This is a genomic window from Azospirillum sp. P4_B5, assembly GCF_056402275.1.
Genome location: NZ_JBFUHT010000046.1, coordinates 18,580 through 38,933, shown reverse-complemented (window position 1 = coordinate 38,933; position 20,354 = coordinate 18,580). Strand labels below are relative to the sequence as shown.

Annotated in this window: 18 protein-coding genes; 11 read left to right on the top strand and 7 right to left on the bottom strand. The window is 68.4% G+C overall.

Annotated elements, in window-relative coordinates:
- Position 1: 1 nt before the first annotated feature.
- From eno to AC1DVI_RS26510, 6 genes are all read left to right on the top strand, one after another.
- Positions 2–1,279 carry a phosphopyruvate hydratase gene (gene eno / locus AC1DVI_RS26535; protein ID WP_476960528.1) on the top strand — a complete coding sequence of 426 codons (1,278 nt, stop codon included), beginning with the start codon at positions 2–4 and terminating at the stop codon, positions 1,277–1,279.
- A 221-nt stretch (positions 1,280–1,500) separates the two neighbouring features.
- Entirely contained in the window at positions 1,501–2,406 is a 906-nt protein-coding gene (gene ybgF, locus AC1DVI_RS26530) for a tol-pal system protein YbgF (protein ID WP_476960527.1), read from the top strand.
- An 8-nt stretch (positions 2,407–2,414) separates the two neighbouring features.
- The gene (gene tilS, locus AC1DVI_RS26525) at positions 2,415–3,776 is read left to right on the top strand and encodes a tRNA lysidine(34) synthetase TilS (protein ID WP_476960526.1); all 1,362 of its coding nucleotides are present in this window, start codon (positions 2,415–2,417) and stop codon (positions 3,774–3,776) included.
- An 84-nt stretch (positions 3,777–3,860) separates the two neighbouring features.
- Entirely contained in the window at positions 3,861–5,798 is a 1,938-nt protein-coding gene (gene ftsH / locus AC1DVI_RS26520; RefSeq protein WP_145625819.1) for an ATP-dependent zinc metalloprotease FtsH, read from the top strand.
- A 172-nt stretch (positions 5,799–5,970) separates the two neighbouring features.
- Positions 5,971–6,762, top strand: coding sequence for a rhomboid family intramembrane serine protease (locus AC1DVI_RS26515; RefSeq protein WP_476960525.1), 792 nt, complete (start codon positions 5,971–5,973; stop codon positions 6,760–6,762).
- Between the two features lie 107 nt (positions 6,763–6,869).
- Positions 6,870–7,094 carry a DUF2061 domain-containing protein gene (locus AC1DVI_RS26510; protein WP_476960524.1) on the top strand — a complete coding sequence of 75 codons (225 nt, stop codon included), beginning with the start codon at positions 6,870–6,872 and terminating at the stop codon, positions 7,092–7,094.
- 179 nt (positions 7,095–7,273) lie between these two features.
- Here AC1DVI_RS26510 and AC1DVI_RS26505 read toward each other — a convergent pair whose 3' ends face one another.
- Entirely contained in the window at positions 7,274–7,804 is a 531-nt protein-coding gene (locus tag AC1DVI_RS26505; RefSeq protein ID WP_476960523.1) for a redoxin family protein, read from the bottom strand.
- A 109-nt stretch (positions 7,805–7,913) separates the two neighbouring features.
- A complete protein-coding gene (gene hutH / locus AC1DVI_RS26500; protein WP_476960522.1) occupies positions 7,914–9,440 on the bottom strand; it encodes a histidine ammonia-lyase in 1,527 nt (508 codons plus the stop codon).
- A 198-nt stretch (positions 9,441–9,638) separates the two neighbouring features.
- Between hutH and AC1DVI_RS26495 the strand changes: the two genes are divergently transcribed.
- Positions 9,639–11,375 carry a type I secretion system permease/ATPase gene (locus AC1DVI_RS26495; protein ID WP_476960521.1) on the top strand — a complete coding sequence of 579 codons (1,737 nt, stop codon included), beginning with the start codon at positions 9,639–9,641 and terminating at the stop codon, positions 11,373–11,375.
- A gap of 55 nt (positions 11,376–11,430) precedes the next feature.
- Positions 11,431–12,792, top strand: coding sequence for an HlyD family type I secretion periplasmic adaptor subunit (locus tag AC1DVI_RS26490; RefSeq protein ID WP_476960520.1), 1,362 nt, complete (start codon positions 11,431–11,433; stop codon positions 12,790–12,792).
- A 100-nt stretch (positions 12,793–12,892) separates the two neighbouring features.
- Here AC1DVI_RS26490 and AC1DVI_RS26485 read toward each other — a convergent pair whose 3' ends face one another.
- On the bottom strand, positions 12,893–13,417 hold the full coding sequence (locus AC1DVI_RS26485) for a response regulator (RefSeq protein WP_476960519.1): 525 nt from the start codon (positions 13,415–13,417) through the stop codon (positions 12,893–12,895).
- A 159-nt stretch (positions 13,418–13,576) separates the two neighbouring features.
- A complete protein-coding gene (locus AC1DVI_RS26480; protein WP_476960529.1) occupies positions 13,577–14,293 on the bottom strand; it encodes a hypothetical protein in 717 nt (238 codons plus the stop codon).
- Positions 14,294–14,503: 210 nt separating this feature from the next.
- Between AC1DVI_RS26480 and AC1DVI_RS26475 the strand changes: the two genes are divergently transcribed.
- Positions 14,504–15,922, top strand: a complete 1,419-nt coding sequence (locus AC1DVI_RS26475) for a hypothetical protein (RefSeq protein ID WP_476960518.1) — start codon at positions 14,504–14,506, stop codon at positions 15,920–15,922.
- Positions 15,923–15,995: 73 nt separating this feature from the next.
- On the opposite strand, the gene AC1DVI_RS26470 is transcribed toward AC1DVI_RS26475, so the two are convergent.
- A complete protein-coding gene (locus AC1DVI_RS26470) occupies positions 15,996–16,775 on the bottom strand; it encodes an alpha/beta fold hydrolase (RefSeq protein WP_149167640.1) in 780 nt (259 codons plus the stop codon).
- A gap of 171 nt (positions 16,776–16,946) precedes the next feature.
- On the opposite strand from AC1DVI_RS26470, the gene murJ reads away from it, so the two are divergent.
- Complete coding sequence (murJ, locus tag AC1DVI_RS26465; RefSeq protein WP_476960517.1) at positions 16,947–18,497, top strand: murein biosynthesis integral membrane protein MurJ; 1,551 nt, start codon at positions 16,947–16,949, stop codon at positions 18,495–18,497.
- 3 nt (positions 18,498–18,500) lie between these two features.
- Here murJ and AC1DVI_RS26460 read toward each other — a convergent pair whose 3' ends face one another.
- Complete coding sequence (locus AC1DVI_RS26460) at positions 18,501–19,343, bottom strand: sulfurtransferase (protein WP_476960516.1); 843 nt, start codon at positions 19,341–19,343, stop codon at positions 18,501–18,503.
- Positions 19,344–19,552: 209 nt separating this feature from the next.
- On the opposite strand from AC1DVI_RS26460, the gene fliN reads away from it, so the two are divergent.
- A complete protein-coding gene (gene fliN, locus AC1DVI_RS26455) occupies positions 19,553–19,855 on the top strand; it encodes a flagellar motor switch protein FliN (RefSeq protein WP_014240218.1) in 303 nt (100 codons plus the stop codon).
- 107 nt (positions 19,856–19,962) lie between these two features.
- Here the strand turns inward: fliN and AC1DVI_RS26450 are convergent, their stop codons facing one another.
- On the bottom strand, positions 19,963–20,244 hold the full coding sequence (locus AC1DVI_RS26450) for a DUF2312 domain-containing protein (RefSeq protein ID WP_014240219.1): 282 nt from the start codon (positions 20,242–20,244) through the stop codon (positions 19,963–19,965).
- Positions 20,245–20,354 lie beyond the last annotated feature (110 nt).

Genomic DNA, 20,354 nt, shown 5'->3' with positions numbered 1-20,354 from the left:
CATGAGCGCCATTACCGAAATCCACGCCCGCGAGATCCTCGACAGCCGTGGGAACCCGACCGTCGAGGTGGACGTCCTGCTCGAATCCGGCGCCTTCGGCCGCGCCGCCGTTCCGTCGGGCGCCTCGACCGGCGCGCACGAGGCGGTGGARCTGCGCGACGGCGACAAGKSCCGYTACGGCGGCAAGGGCGTGCTGAAGGCCGTGGAGTCGGTCAACGGCGAGATCTACGACGCCATCGCCGGCCTSGACGGCTCCAACCAGCGCGCCCTCGACCTCGCCATGATCGAGCTGGACGGCACCCCCAACAAGAGCCGGCTCGGCGCCAACGCCATCCTCGGCGTCTCGCTCGCCGTCGCCAAGGCCTCGGCGGAAGAGGCCGCCCTGCCGCTGTTCCGCTACGTCGGCGGCGCGTTTGCCAACCTGCTGCCGGTGCCGATGATGAACATCATCAACGGCGGCGCCCACGCCGACAACCCGATCGACATCCAGGAGTTCATGGTCATGCCGGTCGGCGCGGAGAGCGCCGCCGAGGCCATCCGCATGGGSTCGGAGATCTTCCAGGCGCTCAAGAAGAAGCTCAAGGACGCCGGCCACAACACCAACGTCGGCGACGAGGGCGGCTTCGCCCCCAACCTCGCCTCGACCGAGGACGCGCTGGGCTTCGTCATGAAGGCGATCGAGGCCGCCGGCTACAAGCCGGGCGACGACGTCATGCTGGCCATCGACGCCGCCTCGACCGAGTTCTTCAAGAACGGCAAGTACGAGCTGGCCGGCGAGGGCAAGTCGCTGGCGCCGGAGCAGATGGTGGCCTACTGGGCCGATCTGGTCGGCCGCTACCCGATCATCTCGATCGAGGACGGCATGGCCGAGGACGATTGGGARGGCTGGAAGGCGCTGACCGACGCCATCGGCAACAAGGTGCAGCTGGTCGGCGACGACCTGTTCGTGACCAACCCGGTGCGTCTGGCCGACGGCATCAAGAAGGGTGTCGGCAACTCGATCCTGGTCAAGGTCAACCAGATCGGCACGCTGTCGGAGACGCTGGAAGCCGTCGACATGGCGCACAAGGCCGGCTACACGGCGGTGCTGTCGCACCGTTCGGGCGAGACCGAGGACAGCACCATCGCCGATCTGGCGGTCGCCACCAACTGCGGCCAGATCAAGACCGGCTCGCTGTCGCGCTCCGACCGTCTGGCCAAGTACAACCAGCTGATCCGCATCGAGGAGATGCTCGGCGTGGCGTCCCGCTTCGCCGGACGCGGCATCCTCAAGGCGTAAGGCGCCTTCGGGAGTTCCGCTTTGGAAAGCCCCTTTCCGGGACACCGGGAAGGGGCTTTTTCTGTGCTCTCTTTTGGGGTTGCGCCCGGTGCGCGGGAGATTTCCAAATCACCACCGTGCAAGGCGTACGCGCTTCTGGTAAACAGCCGCCATAGTTTCGCCCGCTTGGGCCGGCACCCTCTTAACGACGGCTTTTCCCGCCCGGACAGGACCCTCGACGCATGACAAAGACCACTTCTTTTGCCGCCCTGTTGCTCGGCGGCCTGCTGTGCAGCGGTTCCGTCTTCGCGCAGACGGCTTCGCTACAGGACCGTCTGGACCGGCTGGAGTCGGGGGTGGAGGCGCTGGGCGGGCGCGTCGAGGTGGCGCAGGCCTATCCGGGCAACGCCTTCACGCGGGGGCAGACCGCCGAGATCCAGCCGTCCCTGGCCGCCGATTTCGAGGTGCGGCTGCAAAAGCTGGAACGCGCCCTGTCGGAGCTGACCGGGCGCTACGAAGAGGCGACCTATCAGATCTCGCAGATGAAGGACCGGCTGGAGCGGGTCAACAGCGACATCGATTTCCGCCTGAAGGAGCTGGAAAGCAAGGGCGGCGGGGCGGCCAGCGATCCGTTCGGCGGTCCGGCGAAGCCAAGCGCGGCGGCTCCGGCCGCAGCTTCCAGCGCCGCCAAGGCACCCGAGAAGACAGCTGACAAGCCGGCGGAGAAGCAGACCGCCGCCCTGGCGCCGCTGCCCGCCAACTCCACCCCGGAAAAGCAGTACGAGCACGCCTTCGAGCTGCTGCGCCAGTCCGACTACGACAAGGCGGAGAAGGCCTTCAGCGACTTCCTGGCGAAGAACAAGACTCACCAGCTCGCCGGCAACGCCCAGTACTGGCTGGGTGAGACCTATTACGTCCGCAACAAGTTCCAGGACGCCGCCGTGGCCTTCGCCGAAGGCGTGCAGAAGTATCCGAAGAACAACAAGGCGGCGGACAATCTGTTGAAGCTCGGCATGTCGCTGCAGCAGCTCAACCAGAAGAAGGACGCCTGCACGGCCTTCAACCAGTTGATCAACAAGTTCCCCGAGGCGTCTGCCAGTGTGAAGCGGCGCGCCGACACCGAGCGCCGCCGCCTGAACTGCGCCTGACGGGTGTGGTGAACGGGTCCGACCCGGCAGGGCCGATTTCCGCGGGTGAGTTCGCCGCCCGCATGGACCGGCTGGGCGGCTTCGAGACGCGGCCGCGCGTGGCCGTGGGCGTATCCGGCGGCGCGGACAGCCTCGGACTGGCTTTGCTCCTCCAACACTGGGCGGCGGAGCGGGGGGGCGACGTCCTCGCGCTGATCGTCGATCATGGCCTGCGTGCAGAATCCGCGGCGGAGGCCGCTCGGGTGTGCGGCTGGCTCCAGGCCCGGGGCATTGCCCACGCCGTTCTGCGCTGGGACGGCGGGAAGCCGGCGACCGGCATCCAGGAGGCGGCCCGCGCCGCGCGCCACCGCCTGCTGGCCGAGCGCTGCCGCGAGGAGGGCATCCTTCATCTGGCACTCGCCCACCACCGCGACGATCAGGCCGAGACGGTGCTGCTGCGCTTCGCCCGCGGTTCCGGCGTCGACGGGCTGGCCGGCATGGCGCCGGTGCGCGCTGCGGGGGCGGTCCGGCTGATCCGACCCTTGCTGGACCTGCCCCACGAACAGCTGGTGGCGACCTGCCGGGCCTTCGGCCAGGAGTGGATCGAGGACCCGTCCAACCGCAACCCGCGCTTCGCCCGCGCCCGCCTGCGCGCGGCGGGGGAGGCGCTGGCCGCCGAGGGGCTGGACCCACCGCGTCTGGCCGACCTCGCCCGCCGGGCCGCCCGCGCCCGCAACGCGTTGGAGGCGGGGACCGCCACCCTGCTCGCCGAGGCCGCCGAGGTTCATCCGGAGGGTTGGCTGCGGCTGGACCCCAAGCCTTTGCTGGACGCGCCGGAGGAGCTTGGCCTTCGCGCGCTGGTCCGCTGCATCGCCGCGACGGGGGGCGGTCTCTACCCGCCAAGGGACGATGCGGCGGAGCGCCTGTTCGCCGAAATCGCGGGGGGACGCCTCCAAGGGCGCACTCTGGGCGGCTGCCGCATCGTGCCGCGGCGGGGGCATATGGGGCGGGGGCATTTGGTGATCGCGCGGGAGCCGGTCGGGGTGACCGAACGGCTGGACCTTACCCCCGGCGGAGAGGTCTGGTGGGATCGCCGATTCGCCGTTCGGCTGGCGGCAGGGCCGGGTGGTGCGGTCATCGTTGCAAAATTGGGGCGTGAAGGGTGGCAAACGGTGCGGTCCGCAGGCCCGGATTCGGGCCGCATCGGCCTGCCCGAACCGGTCCGCGAGACGCTGCCGGCGCTGTGGGACGGAAACGGGCTGGCGGCGGTGCCGCATCTGGGCTTTTCGCGGCCCGGCTTCCCCCTTTCGGCGGTCGTCCTGCACGCGCCCGGGGTGGTGTTGGCCGGCCCAGCTTTTCCGGTTGTTTCGGACCGTGTCGGCATTATTTAATCTGGGAACGTGCCCGTAAGCCCGGGAGGGGTGGCTCCGCATCGGCCTACCTTTCCGCGCAGGGTTCGCAGAAAGGCTTTCGACGTGAACAATTTCGGCAAGAATCTCGCGCTCTGGATCATCATCGGGCTGCTTCTGGTGGCCCTGTTCAACCTGTTCCAGAGCTCTTCCACGCGCAGCCCGCAGACGACGGTTCCGTTCAGCGAGCTTCTCGCCGAAGTGGACCGCGGCCAAGTGGCCGACGTCACCATCAAAGGTAGCCAGGTATCCGGCCATTTCACCGACGGCCGGTCGTTCAGCACCTTCGTCCCGCCCGAAGCCGGGCTGGTCGAGCGGCTGACGCAGAAGAACGTGCGCATCAGCGCCGTTCCGGACGACAGCAACGTGCCATCGCTGTTCTCCGTCCTGCTGTCCTGGTTCCCGATGCTGCTGCTGATCGGCGTCTGGATCTTCTTCATGCGTCAGATGCAGTCGGGCGGCGGCAAGGCCATGGGCTTTGGCAAGTCCCGCGCGCGCCTGCTGACGGAGAAGGTCGGCCGGGTCACCTTCGACGACGTCGCCGGCATCGACGAGGCCAAGCAGGAACTGGCGGAAATCGTCGAGTTCCTGAAGGACCCGCAGAAGTTCCAGCGTCTGGGCGGCAAGATCCCGAAGGGCGTGCTGCTCGTCGGCCCGCCGGGCACCGGCAAGACCCTGACCGCGCGCGCCGTGGCGGGTGAAGCCAACGTGCCCTTCTTCACCATCTCCGGCTCCGACTTCGTCGAGATGTTCGTGGGTGTCGGCGCCAGCCGCGTCCGCGACATGTTCGAGCAGGGCAAGAAAAACGCCCCCTGCATCATCTTCATCGACGAAATCGACGCCGTGGGCCGCCATCGTGGCGCCGGCCTGGGCGGCGGCAACGACGAGCGCGAGCAGACCCTGAACCAGCTGCTGGTCGAAATGGACGGCTTCGAGGCGAACGAGGGCGTCATCCTCATCGCCGCGACCAACCGTCCGGACGTGCTCGACCCTGCGCTGCTGCGTCCCGGCCGCTTCGACCGTCAGGTCGTCGTGCCGAACCCCGACGTGCTGGGCCGCGAGAAGATCCTCAAGGTCCACATGCGCAAGGTGCCGCTGTCTCCGGACGTCGACGCCAAGGTCATCGCGCGCGGCACCCCCGGCTTCTCGGGCGCCGATCTCGCCAACCTTGTCAACGAGGCCGCGCTGCTCGCCGCCCGCATCGGCAAGCGTGTCGTCGGCATGGCCGAGTTCGAGGCCGCCAAGGACAAGGTCATGATGGGCGCGGAACGCCGCTCCATGGTCATGACCGAGGACGAGAAGAAGCTGACCGCCTATCACGAGGCCGGTCACGCCATCGTCGCCATCCACCAGCCGGACAGCGATCCGGTGCACAAGGCCACCATCATCCCCCGCGGCCGCGCCCTGGGCATGGTGATGCGCCTGCCGGAAGGCGACCGCATCTCGCTGTCCCAGGCCAAGCTGCACGCCGACCTTCGCGTCGCCATGGGCGGCCGCATCGCGGAAGAGCTGATCTTCGGCAGGGACCGCGTGACCACCGGCGCGTCGGGCGACATCAAGATGGCGACCGACATGTCGCGCCGCATGGTCACCGAATGGGGCATGAGCGACAAGCTGGGCCCGCTGCTCTACGGCGAACCGACGCAGGAGGTCTTCCTCGGCCACTCCGTCACCCAGCACAAGAACATGTCCGACGCCACGGCGCGCACGGTGGACGAGGAAATCCGCCGGATCGTCGACGAGGCGTACGGCGAGGCCCGCCGGATCCTGACGGAGAACATCGACCAGCTCCACACCATCGCCAAGGGCCTGCTGGAGTATGAGACCCTGAGCGGCGAGGACATCGCCCGCCTGCTGCGCGGCGAGCCGCTGATCCGCAACGACGAGCGGGAAGGCTTCTCCCCGGCCCCGCCGAAGCAGCCGACCCCGACCTCGGGCCGCCGTCCCTCGGTGCCGACCACCAAGGAAAGCGGCGGGATGGATCCGGAGCCCCAAGGCACTTGATAGCTGGCACCTGATCCGCACCACAGTCTCGTTCAGCGAAACCGGCGCTCCGTAAGGGGCGCCGGTTTCTCTTTGCCCTCTTGCGGCTGTACGCGTGCGCCGTACGTCTTGGCGGAACCAAGGGGCAGGGCCATCGTACTGAACAGGGTTGCCTCAACCGAAAGCGCCGCCGATGCTGTTCCTGCCCATCTACGACGACAATCCGACGCGGCGGACGCCGGTCGTCACGATGGCACTGATCGCGCTGTGCGTGATGGTGTTTCTGTGGCAGCTTTCGCTGGGGGCGCGGAGCGGGAACCTTGCCGTCTATTCCTTCGGCCTCGTTCCGGCGGTGCTGTTCGGCTATGCGGACCTGCCGGAGCCGTTGCGGGTCATTCCGCCTTGGATGTCGGTCGTCACCTCCATGTTCATGCATGGCGGCTTCCTGCACATCGCCGGCAACATGCTGTACCTCTGGATCTTCGGAAACAACGTCGAGGACAGCATGGGGCGTGGCCGCTTCGTGGTCTTCTACCTGCTGTGCGGGACGGCGGCGGCGTTGGCCCAGAGCTTCGCCGCCCCAACGTCCGAAGTCCCGATGGTGGGGGCGAGCGGGGCCATCGGCGGAGTGCTCGGCGCTTATCTGGTGCTTCACCCGCGGGCCAATGTGGGCGTCTTCTTCTGGTTCATCATCATCGTGCGCGTCATCAGCGTCCCCGCGGTGCTGGTGCTGGGCTTCTGGTTCCTTGGACAGGTCCTGAGCGGGGTCACCACCCCGACCTCCGACGACAGCGGCGGGGTGGCCTTTTGGGCGCATGTCGGCGGGTTCCTCATGGGGGCGGCGCTGATCCCCTTCTTCAAGCGGCCCGAGGTGCGGTTGCTGGAGCCGCCGCACAGCCGCCCCTTCGCGGTCGTTCCGCCGGGCACCCGGCTGCGCCGCGGCAGCGTGCCGGAGGCGGGCGATCGCCGCGGTCCCTTCCGATGAACGATAGAGAATATCTATCAGTCTGGCTGGATCATTCGATTGGACCTGTCGCCGCCTGACACGCATGCTGAGGCTGAACACAAACGGCGGCGTTCGGGAGTTCCGTGATGACCAAGACCTTCAGCTTCGCCTGCATTCACTTCACGGTGGCCTTCACGGTCGGCTATCTGATGACCGGCAGCATCGCGGTGGGCGGCGCCCTGGCAGTGGTGGAGCCGCTGTGCAACACGGTGGCCTATCACCTGCACGAGCGGGCTTGGGCGGCCCATGAACGCCGCAAGGAGCTCGCGGCCGAGGCGGAGCCGGCGGAGGGGGCCGCCGTTCCGGCCTGAAGAGTTCGGTGGTTATCCCCTCTCCCCTCCGGGGAGAGGGTTAGGGTGAGGGGGATGCGCGTGTGCCGGACGTACCGCTGTGCGCAACCCCCTCACCGGCCCTCTGGGCCACCCTCTCCCCAGAGGGGAGAGGGCTATGAAGAAGCCGCCTGCGAGGAGACTGGGAAATGGAAACCAGTTCAGCGCGACCGCAGGTAGGCCAGCACCGCTTCCGGAGCGGATTCGCCGTAGGGATCGCCGCCCTCGCCGGCGTCGTTGATGCCCGGCTCCTCGAACAGCTTCTCGATCACGCCGTCGGTCACCACCATGGCGTAGCGCCAGCTGCGCATGCCGAAGCCGACATGGTCCTTGTTGATCAGCATGCCCATGCGGCGGGTGAAATGGCCCGAGCCGTCAGGGATCAGCTTGACGTTCTTCACGCCGAGATGCTTGCCCCACTGGAACATCACGAAGGCGTCGTTGACGCTGAGGCAATAGACCTCGTCCACGCCCAGGTCGCGGAACTCCGGATAAAGCGCGTCGTAGGTCGGTACCTGCTGGTTGGAGCAGGTCGGGGTGAAGGCGCCGGGTAGGGAAAAGACGACGACACGCTTGCCGGCGAACAGCTCGTCGCTGTTGACGTCCTGCCAGCGGAACGGGTTTGGGCCGCCGACGCTTTCGTCGCGCACGCGGGTCTTGAACACGACCGAGGGGACTTTGCGTCCTTCCATGATGGTCTCCGGATCGGAGTGAAGCGGTTGGTGTGGGATGGCCTGAGCTTAGCCCTTCAACGGATTGATGAAAACCGGGCAGAGCCGCCTGCGCGGTCTTGTCTCAGCATCAGGGCAGGACGTCCGCCGCAAAGGGGCGGAAGGCCCCCTCCGTCACCAACCGCTTCGCCGCCGCGATGTCCGGAGCCATCGCGCGATCCTCCGTCCACACCACCACGCGGGCGCGCAGCAGCCCCCGCGCGCGCTCCAGCGCGGGGGAGGAGGCCAGCGGCGCCCGCAGGTCGATCCCCTGGGCCGCGGCCAGCAGTTCCACCGCGACGATCCCCGCCAAATTGTCGGCCATGTCCGACAGGCGGCGGGCGGCGTGGGTCGCCATGCTCACATGGTCCTCCTGGTTGGCGGAGGTGGGCAGGCTGTCCACGCTGGCCGGGTGGGCCATCTGCTTGTTCTCGCTGGCCAGCGCCGCCGCGGTGACCTGGGCGATCATGAAGCCGCTGTTCAGCCCGCCGTCGGCCACCAGGAAGGGCGGCAGGCCCGACAGGTGGGTGTCCATCAGCAGCGCGATCCGCCGTTCCGACAGTGCCCCTGTCTCGGCGATGGACAGGGCCAGCACGTCGGCGGCCAGCGCCACAGGCTCGGCGTGGAAGTTGCCGCCCGACAGGATGTCGCCGCTGTCCGGAAAGACCAGCGGGTTGTCGGAGACGGCGTTGGCCTCGCGTTCCAGCACGCCCGCGGCGAAGCGCAGATGGTCGAGCACCGCGCCCATCACCTGCGGCTGGCAGCGCAGGCTGTAGGGGTCCTGCACCGTTTCGTGTCCCTCGCGGTGGGAGTCGCGGATGCCGCTGCCCTGGAGCAGGGAACGGTAGACGGCGGCCACGTCCCGCTGGCCGGGTTGGCCGCGCAGGTCGTGGATGCGCGCGTCGAAGGGGCCGTCGCTGCCCAGCGCCGCGTCGACGCTGAGCGCCCCGGCGACCAGGGCGGCGGCGAAGCCGTCCTCCGCCGCGGCCAGCCCGGCCAGCCCCAGCGCGGTGGATACCTGCGTGCCGTTCAGCAGGGCCAAGCCTTCCTTGGCTTCCAGTACCAAAGGCGCCAGCCCGGCGCGGGCCAGCGCGGCGGCGGCGGGCAGCCGCTCGCCGTCCACGTCGGCCTCCCCCTCGCCGATCAGCACGCCGGTCAGGTGGGCCAGCGGCGCCAGATCGCCGGACGCCCCCACCGACCCCTTGGCCGGCACCACCGGCAGGACGCCGCGGTTGTAGAGGGCCAGCAACGCCTCGATCACCGCCATGCGCACGCCGGAATGGCCGCGCGCCAGCGCGTTGATCTTCAGCGCCAGGATCAGCCGCACCACGCCCGGCGGCAGGTCCGGCCCGGTGCCGGCGCTGTGCGACAGGACGAGCCGCCGCTGCAACTCCCGCACCTGATCCGGGGGGATGCGCTTCTTCGCCAGCAGGCCGAAGCCGGTGTTCACGCCATACACCGCACGCTCCCCGCCCGCCGCCTCCGCGACCGTGCGGGCCGAGTCCTCGATGGCCGCGCGGCAGCCGGGCGCCAGGGCCAGGACGGGCGGGTCGCGCAGGATGCGGCGCAGGTCGGGCAGGGCCAGATGGCCGGGGTCGATGGTCAGCGTGTCGGTCATTCGGTGTTCCTTCCGGCGGGGCGAACAGGGCAGTCCTTCACATGAGGAGCCGTTGTCGCCTGCGCAAAGGGGGTGGTTTTCAGTGGCATTCCTGTGATGTCCCTCAATCTTCAGATTTCATTTACCAAAAACGCGCCAACTGACCTCGCCTGCATCCAGTGGGCACTGCCGCAAACGGTGACAATTGGAGGGCTATAAATGCCTCGCCTGTTTTCTCGCGGGTCTGAAAAGACCAATAAAGATATGGCTCACGGGGGACGTTACTTCACCCGGGTACTCGTTGGTGCATTTGTCTTCAGCGCCACCATCAATCTCCTGATGTTGGCGATGCCGCTTTATTCCCTTCAGGTCTTTAGTCGGGCCATTCCGTCCGGCAACATCGATACGCTGGTCATGCTCACGGTCATCGTCGTCATGGCCCTGACGTTGAGCGCCGCCATGGAAACGGTGCGGGCGCGCATCCTGGCCCGCGCGGGCAACGCGCTGGAGGTCACCTGGCGCCGCCGGCTGACCGCCGACGTGCTGGACGCCTCGGGCCGCGGCCGTCCGGACACCGCCCCGGTCAGCGACCTCATGGAGGTCAAGGGCGCGATGAGCCGCCCGTCGCTGCCGGCCCTGATGGACCTGCCCTGGGTGCCCCTGTACGTCATCGGCATCTACCTGATCCACCCGCTGCTCGCCGTGATCCTGGTCGCCGCGATGATCATCATGACGGCGCTGGGCTATCTGAGCAACTGGGCGGTCCGCCACTTCGCCGAGGACAGCAAGGCCCCGGCCAGCCGCTCGCAGCGCCTGTTCGACTCCCTGCTGTCGCGGTCGGAGACGGTGCGCGGCCTGCGCATGGGGCCGAGCGCGCTGGACACCGTGGCCCGTGACGCTATGACCACCTCCGCCCTGCAGGGCCGCTCGACCGAGCGCGCCGCCGCCATCGGCGCCTTCACCAAGTGGGTCCGCATGGTCATCCAGATCGCGGTGACCGGCGTCGGCGCCCTGCTGGTGATCGAGCAGCACCTGTCCTTTGGCGGCATGATCGCCACCTCCATGCTGGTCGGCCGCGCCCTCGCCCCGGTCGAGCAGAGCGCCGGCGCCTGGGCGCAGATCCAAAAGTCCTACCAGGCCTTCCGCCGCCTGTTCCCGCTGCTGAAGCGCCTGTCGCTGGAGCCGGAGCGCCCGACGATCCCGGTGGAGCGCGAGCGCCTGACCGTCGAGAACCTGCTGTTCGTCTCCCCCCGCGACCAGAAGCCGATCCTGCGCAGCGTCACGCTGGCGGTGGAGCCGGGCCAGACGGTGTGCATCGCCGGTCCCAACCGCTCCGGCAAGTCGGTCCTGGCCCGTCTGCTGGCCGGCGTGGCGATGCCGTCGGCGGGCACCGTGCGGCTGGGTGGTCTCGCCGTTGCCTCGCTGAACCCGGAAACCCCGGAGCAGGGCATCGGCTACATGGCACAGGGCGCCGATCTGCTGCCCGGCACCATCGCCGAGAACATCGCCCGTTTCACCGAGACGACGCGGGAGAAGGTCGAGGACGCCGCCAAGCGCGCCGGCATCCATTCCTGGGTCGAGAGCCTGCCCGGCGGTTATGAGACCGAGGTGACCGACCCGCTGTTCCCGATCACCGGCGCCTCCGCCCGCCTGATCGCCCTGGCCCGCGCCGGCTACGGCCGCCCGTCGCTGATGGTTCTCGACGAGCCGTCGGCCGGCATGGACGAGATCGGCCACAAGGCGGTGCGCGAGTTCATCGTCGAGGCCAAGAACAGCGGCGTCACCACCATCGTGCTGACCCATTCCCCGGCCTTCGTCGACATTTCCGACAAGACCTTCGTTCTGAAGAACGGCATGGCGGTCGAACTGCCGCAACGCCAGCAGGAGCAGCAGGGTCCGAACTGGAGCCGCCTGCGCAACATCGGCCCGGCGCCGGTGCAGAGCGCCGCCGGCTGACGCCGGAACCTCCAGACCAGACCCCAGCACCTCCGGCGATCAAGGACCGATTGTTATGACCGACACCACCATGAACACCTACAAGACGAAGACCATGACGTCGATCGGCGCGCTGCGCGCGCTGGTTCCCGACACCCGGGTCAGCGGGCTTCTGGCCGGCGGCTTCATGGTGCTGGCGGTGGGCTTCGGCGGGATGACCGCCTGGGCCGCGCTCGCCCCGCTTCACAGCGCCGTCATGGCCTCCGGCGCGCTGGCCCCGGAGACCGGCCGCAAGATCGTGAAGCACACCGAGACCGCCCAGATCGAGGAGATCCTCGTCAGGGAAGGCGACACGGTGAAGGCCGGTCAGGTCCTGATGCGGCTGGACAGCACCGAGGCGGCGACCCGGCTCCAGGTGCTCAGCACCTCCTGGCTGGAGACCCAGGCGCTGGAAGCGCGCCTGACCGCCGAGCTGTTCGAGCAGCCCGCCATCGAGTGGCCGGAGGAGTTGCTGCGCCGCCGCGGCACCGACCGCATGGTGGAGAAGCTGATGGGCAACCAGGAAACCCTGTTCCAGGTCCGCCGCAACCAGCTCGACACCGAGGCCAAGCTGACCAAGGAGCGCGTCGTCACGCTGCGCGAGGAGGGCAAGAGTCTTCAGGAGCAGCGCAAGTTCCTGGCCCGCGAGATCCAGCTCATCGAGGACGATCTGCGCATCACCCAGGGTCTGCTGTCCCGCGGCAACGCCACCCGCACCAAGCTGGTCGAGCAGCAGAAGGAAGAGGCGCAGCTCAAGGGCCGCGACCGCGAACTCGAGGCCCGCGTCGCCCAGGCGAACCAGGCCGCCGTGGACGCCGAGGGCGACCTTCTGCGCCGCCGCAACGACTTCCGCGAAAAGGTTCTGGTCGATCTGGAGAAGTCCCGCGGCGACGTCATCCGCCTCGCCGAGCAGATCCGCGACGCCGCCAACCGGCTGGAGACCCGCGCGATCAAGGCTCCGGACGCCGGGACCGTCGTGATGCACAGCCATTGGGCCGCCGGCGGCACGATCACCGCCAACGAGCCGATCCTGGACATCATTCCGGACGACCGCGCCCTGCTGGCCGAGGTGAAGGTCCAGCCGAAGGACATCAAGTCGCTGACCGTCGATCTGCCGGTGAAGGTGCAGTTGACCGCCTATGACAGCCGCGTCGTCGGCTCGCTGGACGGCACGGTGACCTACGTCTCGGCCGACCGCGTGATGGACCCGATCACCCGGCAGGAATCCTACATCGCGCGGATCAAGCTAAAGGACAGCGATTCCCATCAGGTCCACAATCTGACGATCAAGCCGGGCATGCCGGTGGAGGCGCGCATCCTGCTGTCCGCCCGCACCCCGCTCGACTATCTGGTGCAGCCGCTGTCGCACTCCTACGTGAAGGCGTTCATCCAGGAGTAACGGCAGGGGTAGGGAGCGTCACGCTCCGCGATGGTTGAAAGAAAAGGGCGGCTTCCCATGGGGGAGGCCGCCCTTTCTTGTTTGGCGAAGCGGACCGCTATCAGCCGCGCGGGCCGTGCAGGCGCCGCGCCGCGAGGTCCAGAGCCAGCTTCAACTGGGCCAGCGAGTAGGGCTTGTTGACCACGCCCAGCGGGTAGGTCTCGGTGATGCGGGCCATGATCGCGTGGTTGGCGTAGCCGGACAGGAAAATGGAGCGGATGCCGTAGTTGGCGCGCAGACGCCGCGCCGCTTCGATCCCGTCGCCGCCGGCCAGCCGCACGTCCATCAGCGCCACGTCGGGACGCTCGCGCCCGGCGATGGCCACCGCCTCCTCCTCGGTGCGGGCGGTGCCGCAGACGATATGGCCGAGGTCCATGGCCGCCATCCCTACCGCCTCGGCGGCCAGGGATTCGTCTTCGACGATCAGCAACCGCAGCGGACGGACCGTCGCCGGGGTATCGCGCCGGGTGGAGTCTTTCCGGTCGGCCTGGACGGCCGGGCCACAGCGGTGCCGCCATTCCAGGCTGGACGCCGGTCGTGCTCCGAAGGCCGGTCGGGCCAGCGTGTCCACATCATCCCGTGCCATGACCACCCCCATGCGTCGCCGCAGGTGTTATTGGTAAGGATTCATTTACCAAATAAAGTGGTATCCACACCCCTTTCGGAGTTCAAGGAAAATCGGTGTGATGTGGGTGCGTTCGGATGAGGTGCGACCTTCCCGCAACAAAGCGGCGAAGACGGAGGATCAGCGTTTGGGCCGGCTCAGCCAGTCCACGTTTCCGCTGCGGGGAACGGCGCCGTTGGCCCCGGAACCGCTTTTGCGTCCGGAGAGGGGCGACAGCCAGGAGGGGGGCGGAGCCGCATCGGGAGCGGGGTCCGGTGCCGCCGGGCGCTGCGGCGCCGGGGCGGGCGAGCGTGGGACGAAGGGCGACAGAACCGGCGCCGGTGGCGGTGGCGATGAAGGCGAGGGATCGTCGCGCAGCGTTTCGGCTGCGAAGGAGGGAGCAGGTTCGCCGGACGGCGGTGGCGCGTAGGTTTGCGGAGCCGTCTGTGGTGCGGGTTGCGGAACCGCCGGAGCCGCGGCGGACGGCTGGAGACGCGTGTCGGCGACGGCCCGCGTGGGGCGGTCGTCATCGTCCACCGGGCCGGTCTGGGTGTTGATGCGCCGCGCCTCGTCACGTATGGACAGCAGGGTGGAGACGGCGAACTGGAGCAGCGGCGCCATCGTCTCGGAGTTCGCCAGTTCCTCCGCCGTCAGGGCGGCGAAGCGCCGGCGCACCTGTTCCACCGCGTCCTCGATGCTGTCGCGCAAGGCGCCGGTGTCCTGGAGAACGCGCTCCAGATCCTCCCGAAGGGCCGAAATCTCGCAGGCTTGGCGCAGCTCGTGGAAGCCGATGGGCGTCCCCGGCGTCCGCCCGGAGTCGGCGGTCCGCTGATCCTGAGATCGGAAATCATAGGGCATCTTCGCCAAACGCCGGGCCCTATCCTGCAATCCTGCCGGAGACCAAGGAAGGTTGCCGTGTCACAGGTTTAATGCGGTTGAACATGGTTGGAAACCGTTTGCGCACCCCAATCGCTTGTACTATTTTTTCCGCACCGGGGGGAACGGAATCCTGCGGTATCACAAATCCTACCCACCCCTCCCCAGAACCACGCATGCCGGGTACTCACGGTGTCGATTGATCGCGCGGAACTGGAACGGCTTCTTGCCGACCGTCCGACTGGAAACCGCTCGGCCATGCAGGCCGTTCGCGAAAGCTACGCCGACATCGGCCTGATGCGCGAGCGCGGCCTGTCCTGGGCGGAAATCTCCGATGTGCTGGCAAAGCTGGGCGTCACCGCCCGCGACAGCCAGCCGATCTCCCCCGTCACGCTGCGCTCCGCCTTCTTCCTCGTGGGGAACGAAGGGCGCGACGGTGGCGAGGACGGGCAGGACGAGGGCGGCATGACCCCGCGCGAAACGCTGGACGCGGTGCACCGCGCCGCCCTCGCCGCCGGACAGCCGAGCGATGCCGAGCCGGACGCCACCGAGGATGCGGCCACTGATCTGGAAGCGGGACTCGTTCCCGCTTCGGAGCCTGAACCGGATGGCGGTCCGGAACCGGCTCCCGAACAGGAAATCTCGCCGGACCCCGCTCCGGCCGCTCCGGCGCTGTCGGTGACGCCCCTCGCGGAACCCGCCGATTCTCTGGACGAGCCGGTTCCGATTCCCCAGGCGCCGGACCTTCACGTTTCAACACCTCAAGATTTAACAACGAACAGACCCTGGAAAGGCGATCGCATGCTGGGCACCATCTTCGTTCTCAACGACCGCGGTGGCGTCGGCAAGACGCTGCTGTCCCATCACCTGATGGCGACCGCCATGCTCGAAGGCCTTCAGCTCAAGGTCGTCGAATATGAGGTGAACGAGCGCCTGAACCGCCTGTTCGGCCCGGAAGTGGTGGAGCACCGCCGCATCACCCAGGACTTCATGAACATGATGGGCTCGGGCGACGGCTTCTATGAGTTCTGGGACCAGATCGGCCCGGAACTGCAGCGCGGCGGCCGCCTCTTCGACTTCGGCGGCAACATCTCCCAGTGGTTCTTCAACTGGGCCGAGGTGTCGGGCTTCGACTACTACGTCGGCGAGGGCGAGCGGCTGACCTTCATGGTGCCGGTCACCGTCGATCTGGCTTCGCTTTCCACCGGCATGAACACGCTGGAGCGCATCGCCACCATCGCCCCGAAGGCCAAGCGCGTCCTGGTCGAGAACGGCTTCTCCGGTCCCTTCTCGCAGCTCGACGACAGCCAGTACGCCCGCCGGAAGGCGGAGATGGTCGAGCGCGAGGGCGTGGAGGTCATCTCCATGGCGCCCTGCACGGCCCCGGCCTGGGCGCGCCTGACCGGCCACCGCATCGACGAGGTGGCGCAGATGACCCGCGAGGATCTGGTGAAGCTGGGCATGACCCCGCCGGTCGCCTCCCGCTCGCTGATCATCATCCACGAGTGGCTGCGCACGATGCGGCAGGCGCTGTCGCCCTACCTGCGCGACGCCTTCAACCAGTCCACCAGCCCGGCTGGCAAGACCGGCGCCCGTCAGGGCGCGCTCTGAGCGGACGACGCATCGCCAGCATGCGGGAACGGGGGCCTTCGCGGCCCCCGTTTCTTCTTGTCGAACGGAGAAATTACGCGAAGGCTTCGACCAGCGCCGCGAACTCCTGCGGGCGTTCGGCGTGGAGCCAGTGGCCCGCGCCCTCGATCATCTCGATGGCGGCCTTGGGGAAATGGCGGCGGATGGCCGCGTGGTTGTCCGGCACGATGTAGTCGGACCGGGTGCCGCCGATGAACAGGGTGGGGCCGTCGTATCGGGCGTCGCCCAGATCCGGGAAGCCGATCAGGTCGCTCATGCGGGCGCCGATGGCGTCGAGGTTGATCCGCCAGTGAAACGACCCTTGCTCCAGAACGAGATTCTGCAGCAGGAAGGAGCGCAGGGGGGCTTCCGGCACCGCGTCCACGAGCTGTGCCTCGACCTCCGAACGGCGGGTGCAGCCTTCCAGCTTGGCCTGCTTCATCGCCGCCACGAAGGGGGCGTGGGTGTGGGTGTAGGCGACCGGCGCGATGTCGGCCACGGCCAGTCGCTCCACCCGGTCGGGATGGGTCAGCGCCAGGGTCATCGCCACCTTGCCGCCCATGGAGTGGCCGACCACCGACGCCCGCGCGAAGCCGCGGTCGTCGAGGAAGCGGAGCACGTCCGCGGCCATCGCCGGGTAGGTCATCTCGTCCGACCAGGGAGCGCCGCCGTGGTTGCGCAGGTCCAGCGCGTAGACCCGGTGCCGCTCGGCGAAGCGCTTCGCCAGGGTCTGCCAGTTGCGCGCCGACCCGAACAGGCCGTGCAGGACCAGCAGGGGGGTGCCGCCGTTCGCTTCGCCGGCTTCCAGATAGGTGAGGGGAAGACCCTGGGCCATGGACGTTCCGATTGTCTGAAGGTGGGGGATGGGACAATGGGTGGGCGGCGATCCTAGCAGACCGTTTCCGCCCGCCGCCTTCAAATTCCACACGGGCTGGCATGCCGAAAGGGGTGACGCGGGCGGGGAAAGCGCTAGGATGGCGCCGCCCATCAGAGGACCCGTACCACCGTGCTCCGCAACATCCTGTCCGTCGGCGGGCTGACGCTGGTCAGCCGCGTCCTTGGCTTCCTGCGCGACGTTCTGACCGCCGCTCTGCTCGGCGCCGGGCCGGTGGCCGACGCCTTCTTCGTGGCGTTCCGGCTGCCCAACCATTTCCGCGCCCTGTTCGCCGAGGGGGCCTTCAACTCCGCCTTCGTGCCGCTGTTCTCCGCCAAGCTGGTGCAGGACGGGCAGGCCGCCGCCAAGCGCTTCGCCGAGGAGGTGATGAGCCTGCTGCTGGCGGTGCAGCTTCTGTTCCTGGCCGGCATCCTGGCGATCATGCCGCAATTCATGACCGTCTTCGCGCCGGGCTTCGCCGACGAGCCGGAGAAGTTCCGGCTGGCCGTTCTGTTCACCAGCATCACCTTTCCATACCTGCTGTTCATCTCTCTGGAATCACTGCTGGCCGGCGTGCTGAACAGCATGGGGCGGTTCGGGGCGGCGGCGGCGGCGCCGATCCTGCTCAACCTGTGCCTGATCGCGGCGATGGTGCTGGCTGCCCCGCTGATGCCCACGGTCGGCCACGCCCTGTCCTGGGGCGTCTTCGCCGCGGGATTGGCGCAGTTCCTCTATCTGTACTGGGAGGCGAGCCGGGCCGGGATGGGGCTGCGGCTGTCCTTGCCGCGCCTGACGCCCGACGTGAAGCGGTTCCTGACGGTGTTGGGGCCGGCAGCGCTGGGGTCGGGCCTGACGCAGATCAACCTGTTCGTGGACACGCTGATCGCCTCGCTGCTGCCCACCGGGGCGGTGTCCTACCTCTATTACGCAGACCGGCTGAACCAACTGCCGCTCGGCGTCATCGGGATCGCTGTGGGGACCGTTCTGCTTCCGGAAATGGCCCGGCGCATCAAGGGCGGCGACGAGCCGGGCGCGGTGGAGAGCCAGAACCGGGCTGTGGAGCTGTCGCTGGTGCTGACCCTGCCGGCCGCCGCCGCCTTCCTGGTCGCCGGCCTCCCCATCGTGTCGGTGCTGTTCCAGCATGGCGCCTTCGGCCCGACCGACGCCGCGCAGTCCGCCGCCACCCTGCAGGCCTACGCGTTGGGACTGCCGGCCTTCGTGGTGATCCGCAGCCTCGTCAACGGCTTCTACGCCCGGCAGGACACGGCGACCCCGGTGCGGGTGGCGCTGGCCGCGACGGTGGTCAATGTGGCGCTGAAGCTGGCGCTGATGGGGCCGCTGGCTCAGGTCGGGCTGGCGGTGGCGACCTCCGTCGCCGCCTGGGTCAACGCCGGGCTGCTGGCGTGGCTGCTGACCCGGCGCGGGCTGTTCAAGGCCGATGCCCGGCTGCTGCGCAACCTGCCGCGCATGGCCATCGCGGCGCTCGCCATGGGCGGCACGCTGTGGCTGGTGCAGACCCAACTCTCGCCCTGGCTGACCGCCCATGGCCTGTTCGAGCGGCTGGGTGGACTGGTGCTGCTCGGCCTTGCCGGCCTGCTGGTCTACGCGGTGCTGGCGGTCGCGCTGGGCCTGCTGCGCCGGTCGGACCTCGGGCGGTTCCGCCGGCGCCGCAAGAGCGTTTGAGGACTAAGCCGCCGGCCCGTTCTTGACGGGGCGGGCCGGGTCGGCGGTCCATTCCGACATCGACCCGTCATAGAGGCGGACCCCGTCGATCCCCGCCAACTCGCTCAGCGCGAACCAGGACACCGAAGCGAGGTGGCCGGTGTTGCAGAAGGTGATCGTCGCGTCGCCCGTCCCGGCTTGATCCGCCAGAGCCTTCACCGCGTCGGCGGAGAGGAAGCGCTTCTCGGCGGCGGAGTAGAAGGCGCCGTTCTCGATCAGCACCGCCCCCGGCAGCGTGCCCGGAACGCGGGCCTGCGGGCTCTTGGCCTTGCCCTCGAACTGCTCGGCGGAGCGGGAGTCCAGCAGCGGGACGGAGCCGCCGGCCACCGCCGCCTCGACCACGGGCAGGGGCGCGCGCAAGTCCTCGCGGGGGGACGCGGTGAAGGTGGCGGCGGGGCGGATGGCGGCGGCCGTGACAACTGGATTGCCGGCGTCGCTCCAGGCGGCGAAGCCGCCGTCCAGCACTGACACGCGGTCATGGCCGAGTGTCCTGAAGGTCCAATAGACGCGCGTCGCGTTCCCCATGTCGGCGGCGCTCAGGCCACTGGCGACCAGCACGACGTGGTCCCCGTTGCCGATTCCCAACCCGCCGATCAGCCCTTCCAGAACGGCGGTGTCGGGCAGCAGGCCCGGAACGCCGTCCACCGTCGCCCGCCAGCCGGCCTTGGCGTAGTCGGAATGGATCGAACCGGGGACGAAGCCGCCAGCCGGCGGCGTGCGCACGTCCAGAACCACGAGGTCCGCGCGGTTGAGGGCGCTTTTCAGCCAAGCGCTGTCCACCAGCGGGCGTTGGGAATCGGTCGTCATGGCTCTGCCTTCGCGGCTGGTTTCACGTCGGGGTTTCACGTCGGGCAGGCAGGGTATCAACACAAAGCGGCGCAGGAAAACCAAATCTGCGCTGTTGTATCCCATCCTTGTCGCAGGGCGCCGCGACGGTCGCCGTTGCCCCGGCGCGCCCGGTGCGGTAACTCTAGTCGGTTGGAAGGGTCCGGTGACCCGGGGTGAAGGAGTGCGGCATGGCCAACATCGACGATCTGCTGGGCGCCGGCTCGTCCGACGACATGAGCAGCGACGCCTTCGCCATCGGCGATGCGCCGGTCGAGATCAAGGTGGTCATCGGCACCGCCATGCTGCGCGTCCGCGACCTGCTGAAGCTCGGCCGTGGCGCCGTCGTGGAGTTGGACCGGCACCTGAAGGACCCGACCGACGTCTATGTGGAGGGCGTGCTCGTCGCCCGCGGCGAGGTGGTCATCGTGGACGACAAGATCGGCGTCACCCTGACCGACTTCGTGAAATCCAGCCGCGAGTGGAAGCGCTAATCTTTCCGCGTTTCGATGCGTTTGCGCAATGACTTGTTCCGGAAGCGAAACGTCATGTTGCGCTCCCGGAACAATCACGATGCGGATTCGCAACGATCCTTACGGCGTCACTCGGCCGGCTCAGGCACCACGATGTCCAGCGGCGTGCCGGTGGCGTGGGCGTAGAGCATCAGGTCGTTCAGCAGCTCGGCCTCCTGCTCGCCGGCGTCCTTGCGGCGGATGGCGACCAGCTTGTCGAGCGCCTTGATGTTGAAGCCGGCGGATTTGACCTCGCTGCGCAGGTCCTTCAGGTCGGCCTTCAGGCCGTCGATCTCGTCCATCAACCGCTCCATGCGGTCGGCGAACTGCTTCAATTGGTCGGCGGCGGTGGTGTTGAAACCGGTCGTCACGACGGAACCATCTCCTTGAGGAACGGGAACCCCGCCGCCTTCGGCGCGCCGGCCGGAGCGCGGGGGGAGGCGCTGTTAGCACAGCTCGCGGCGCTTTGTCCGGGGACAAC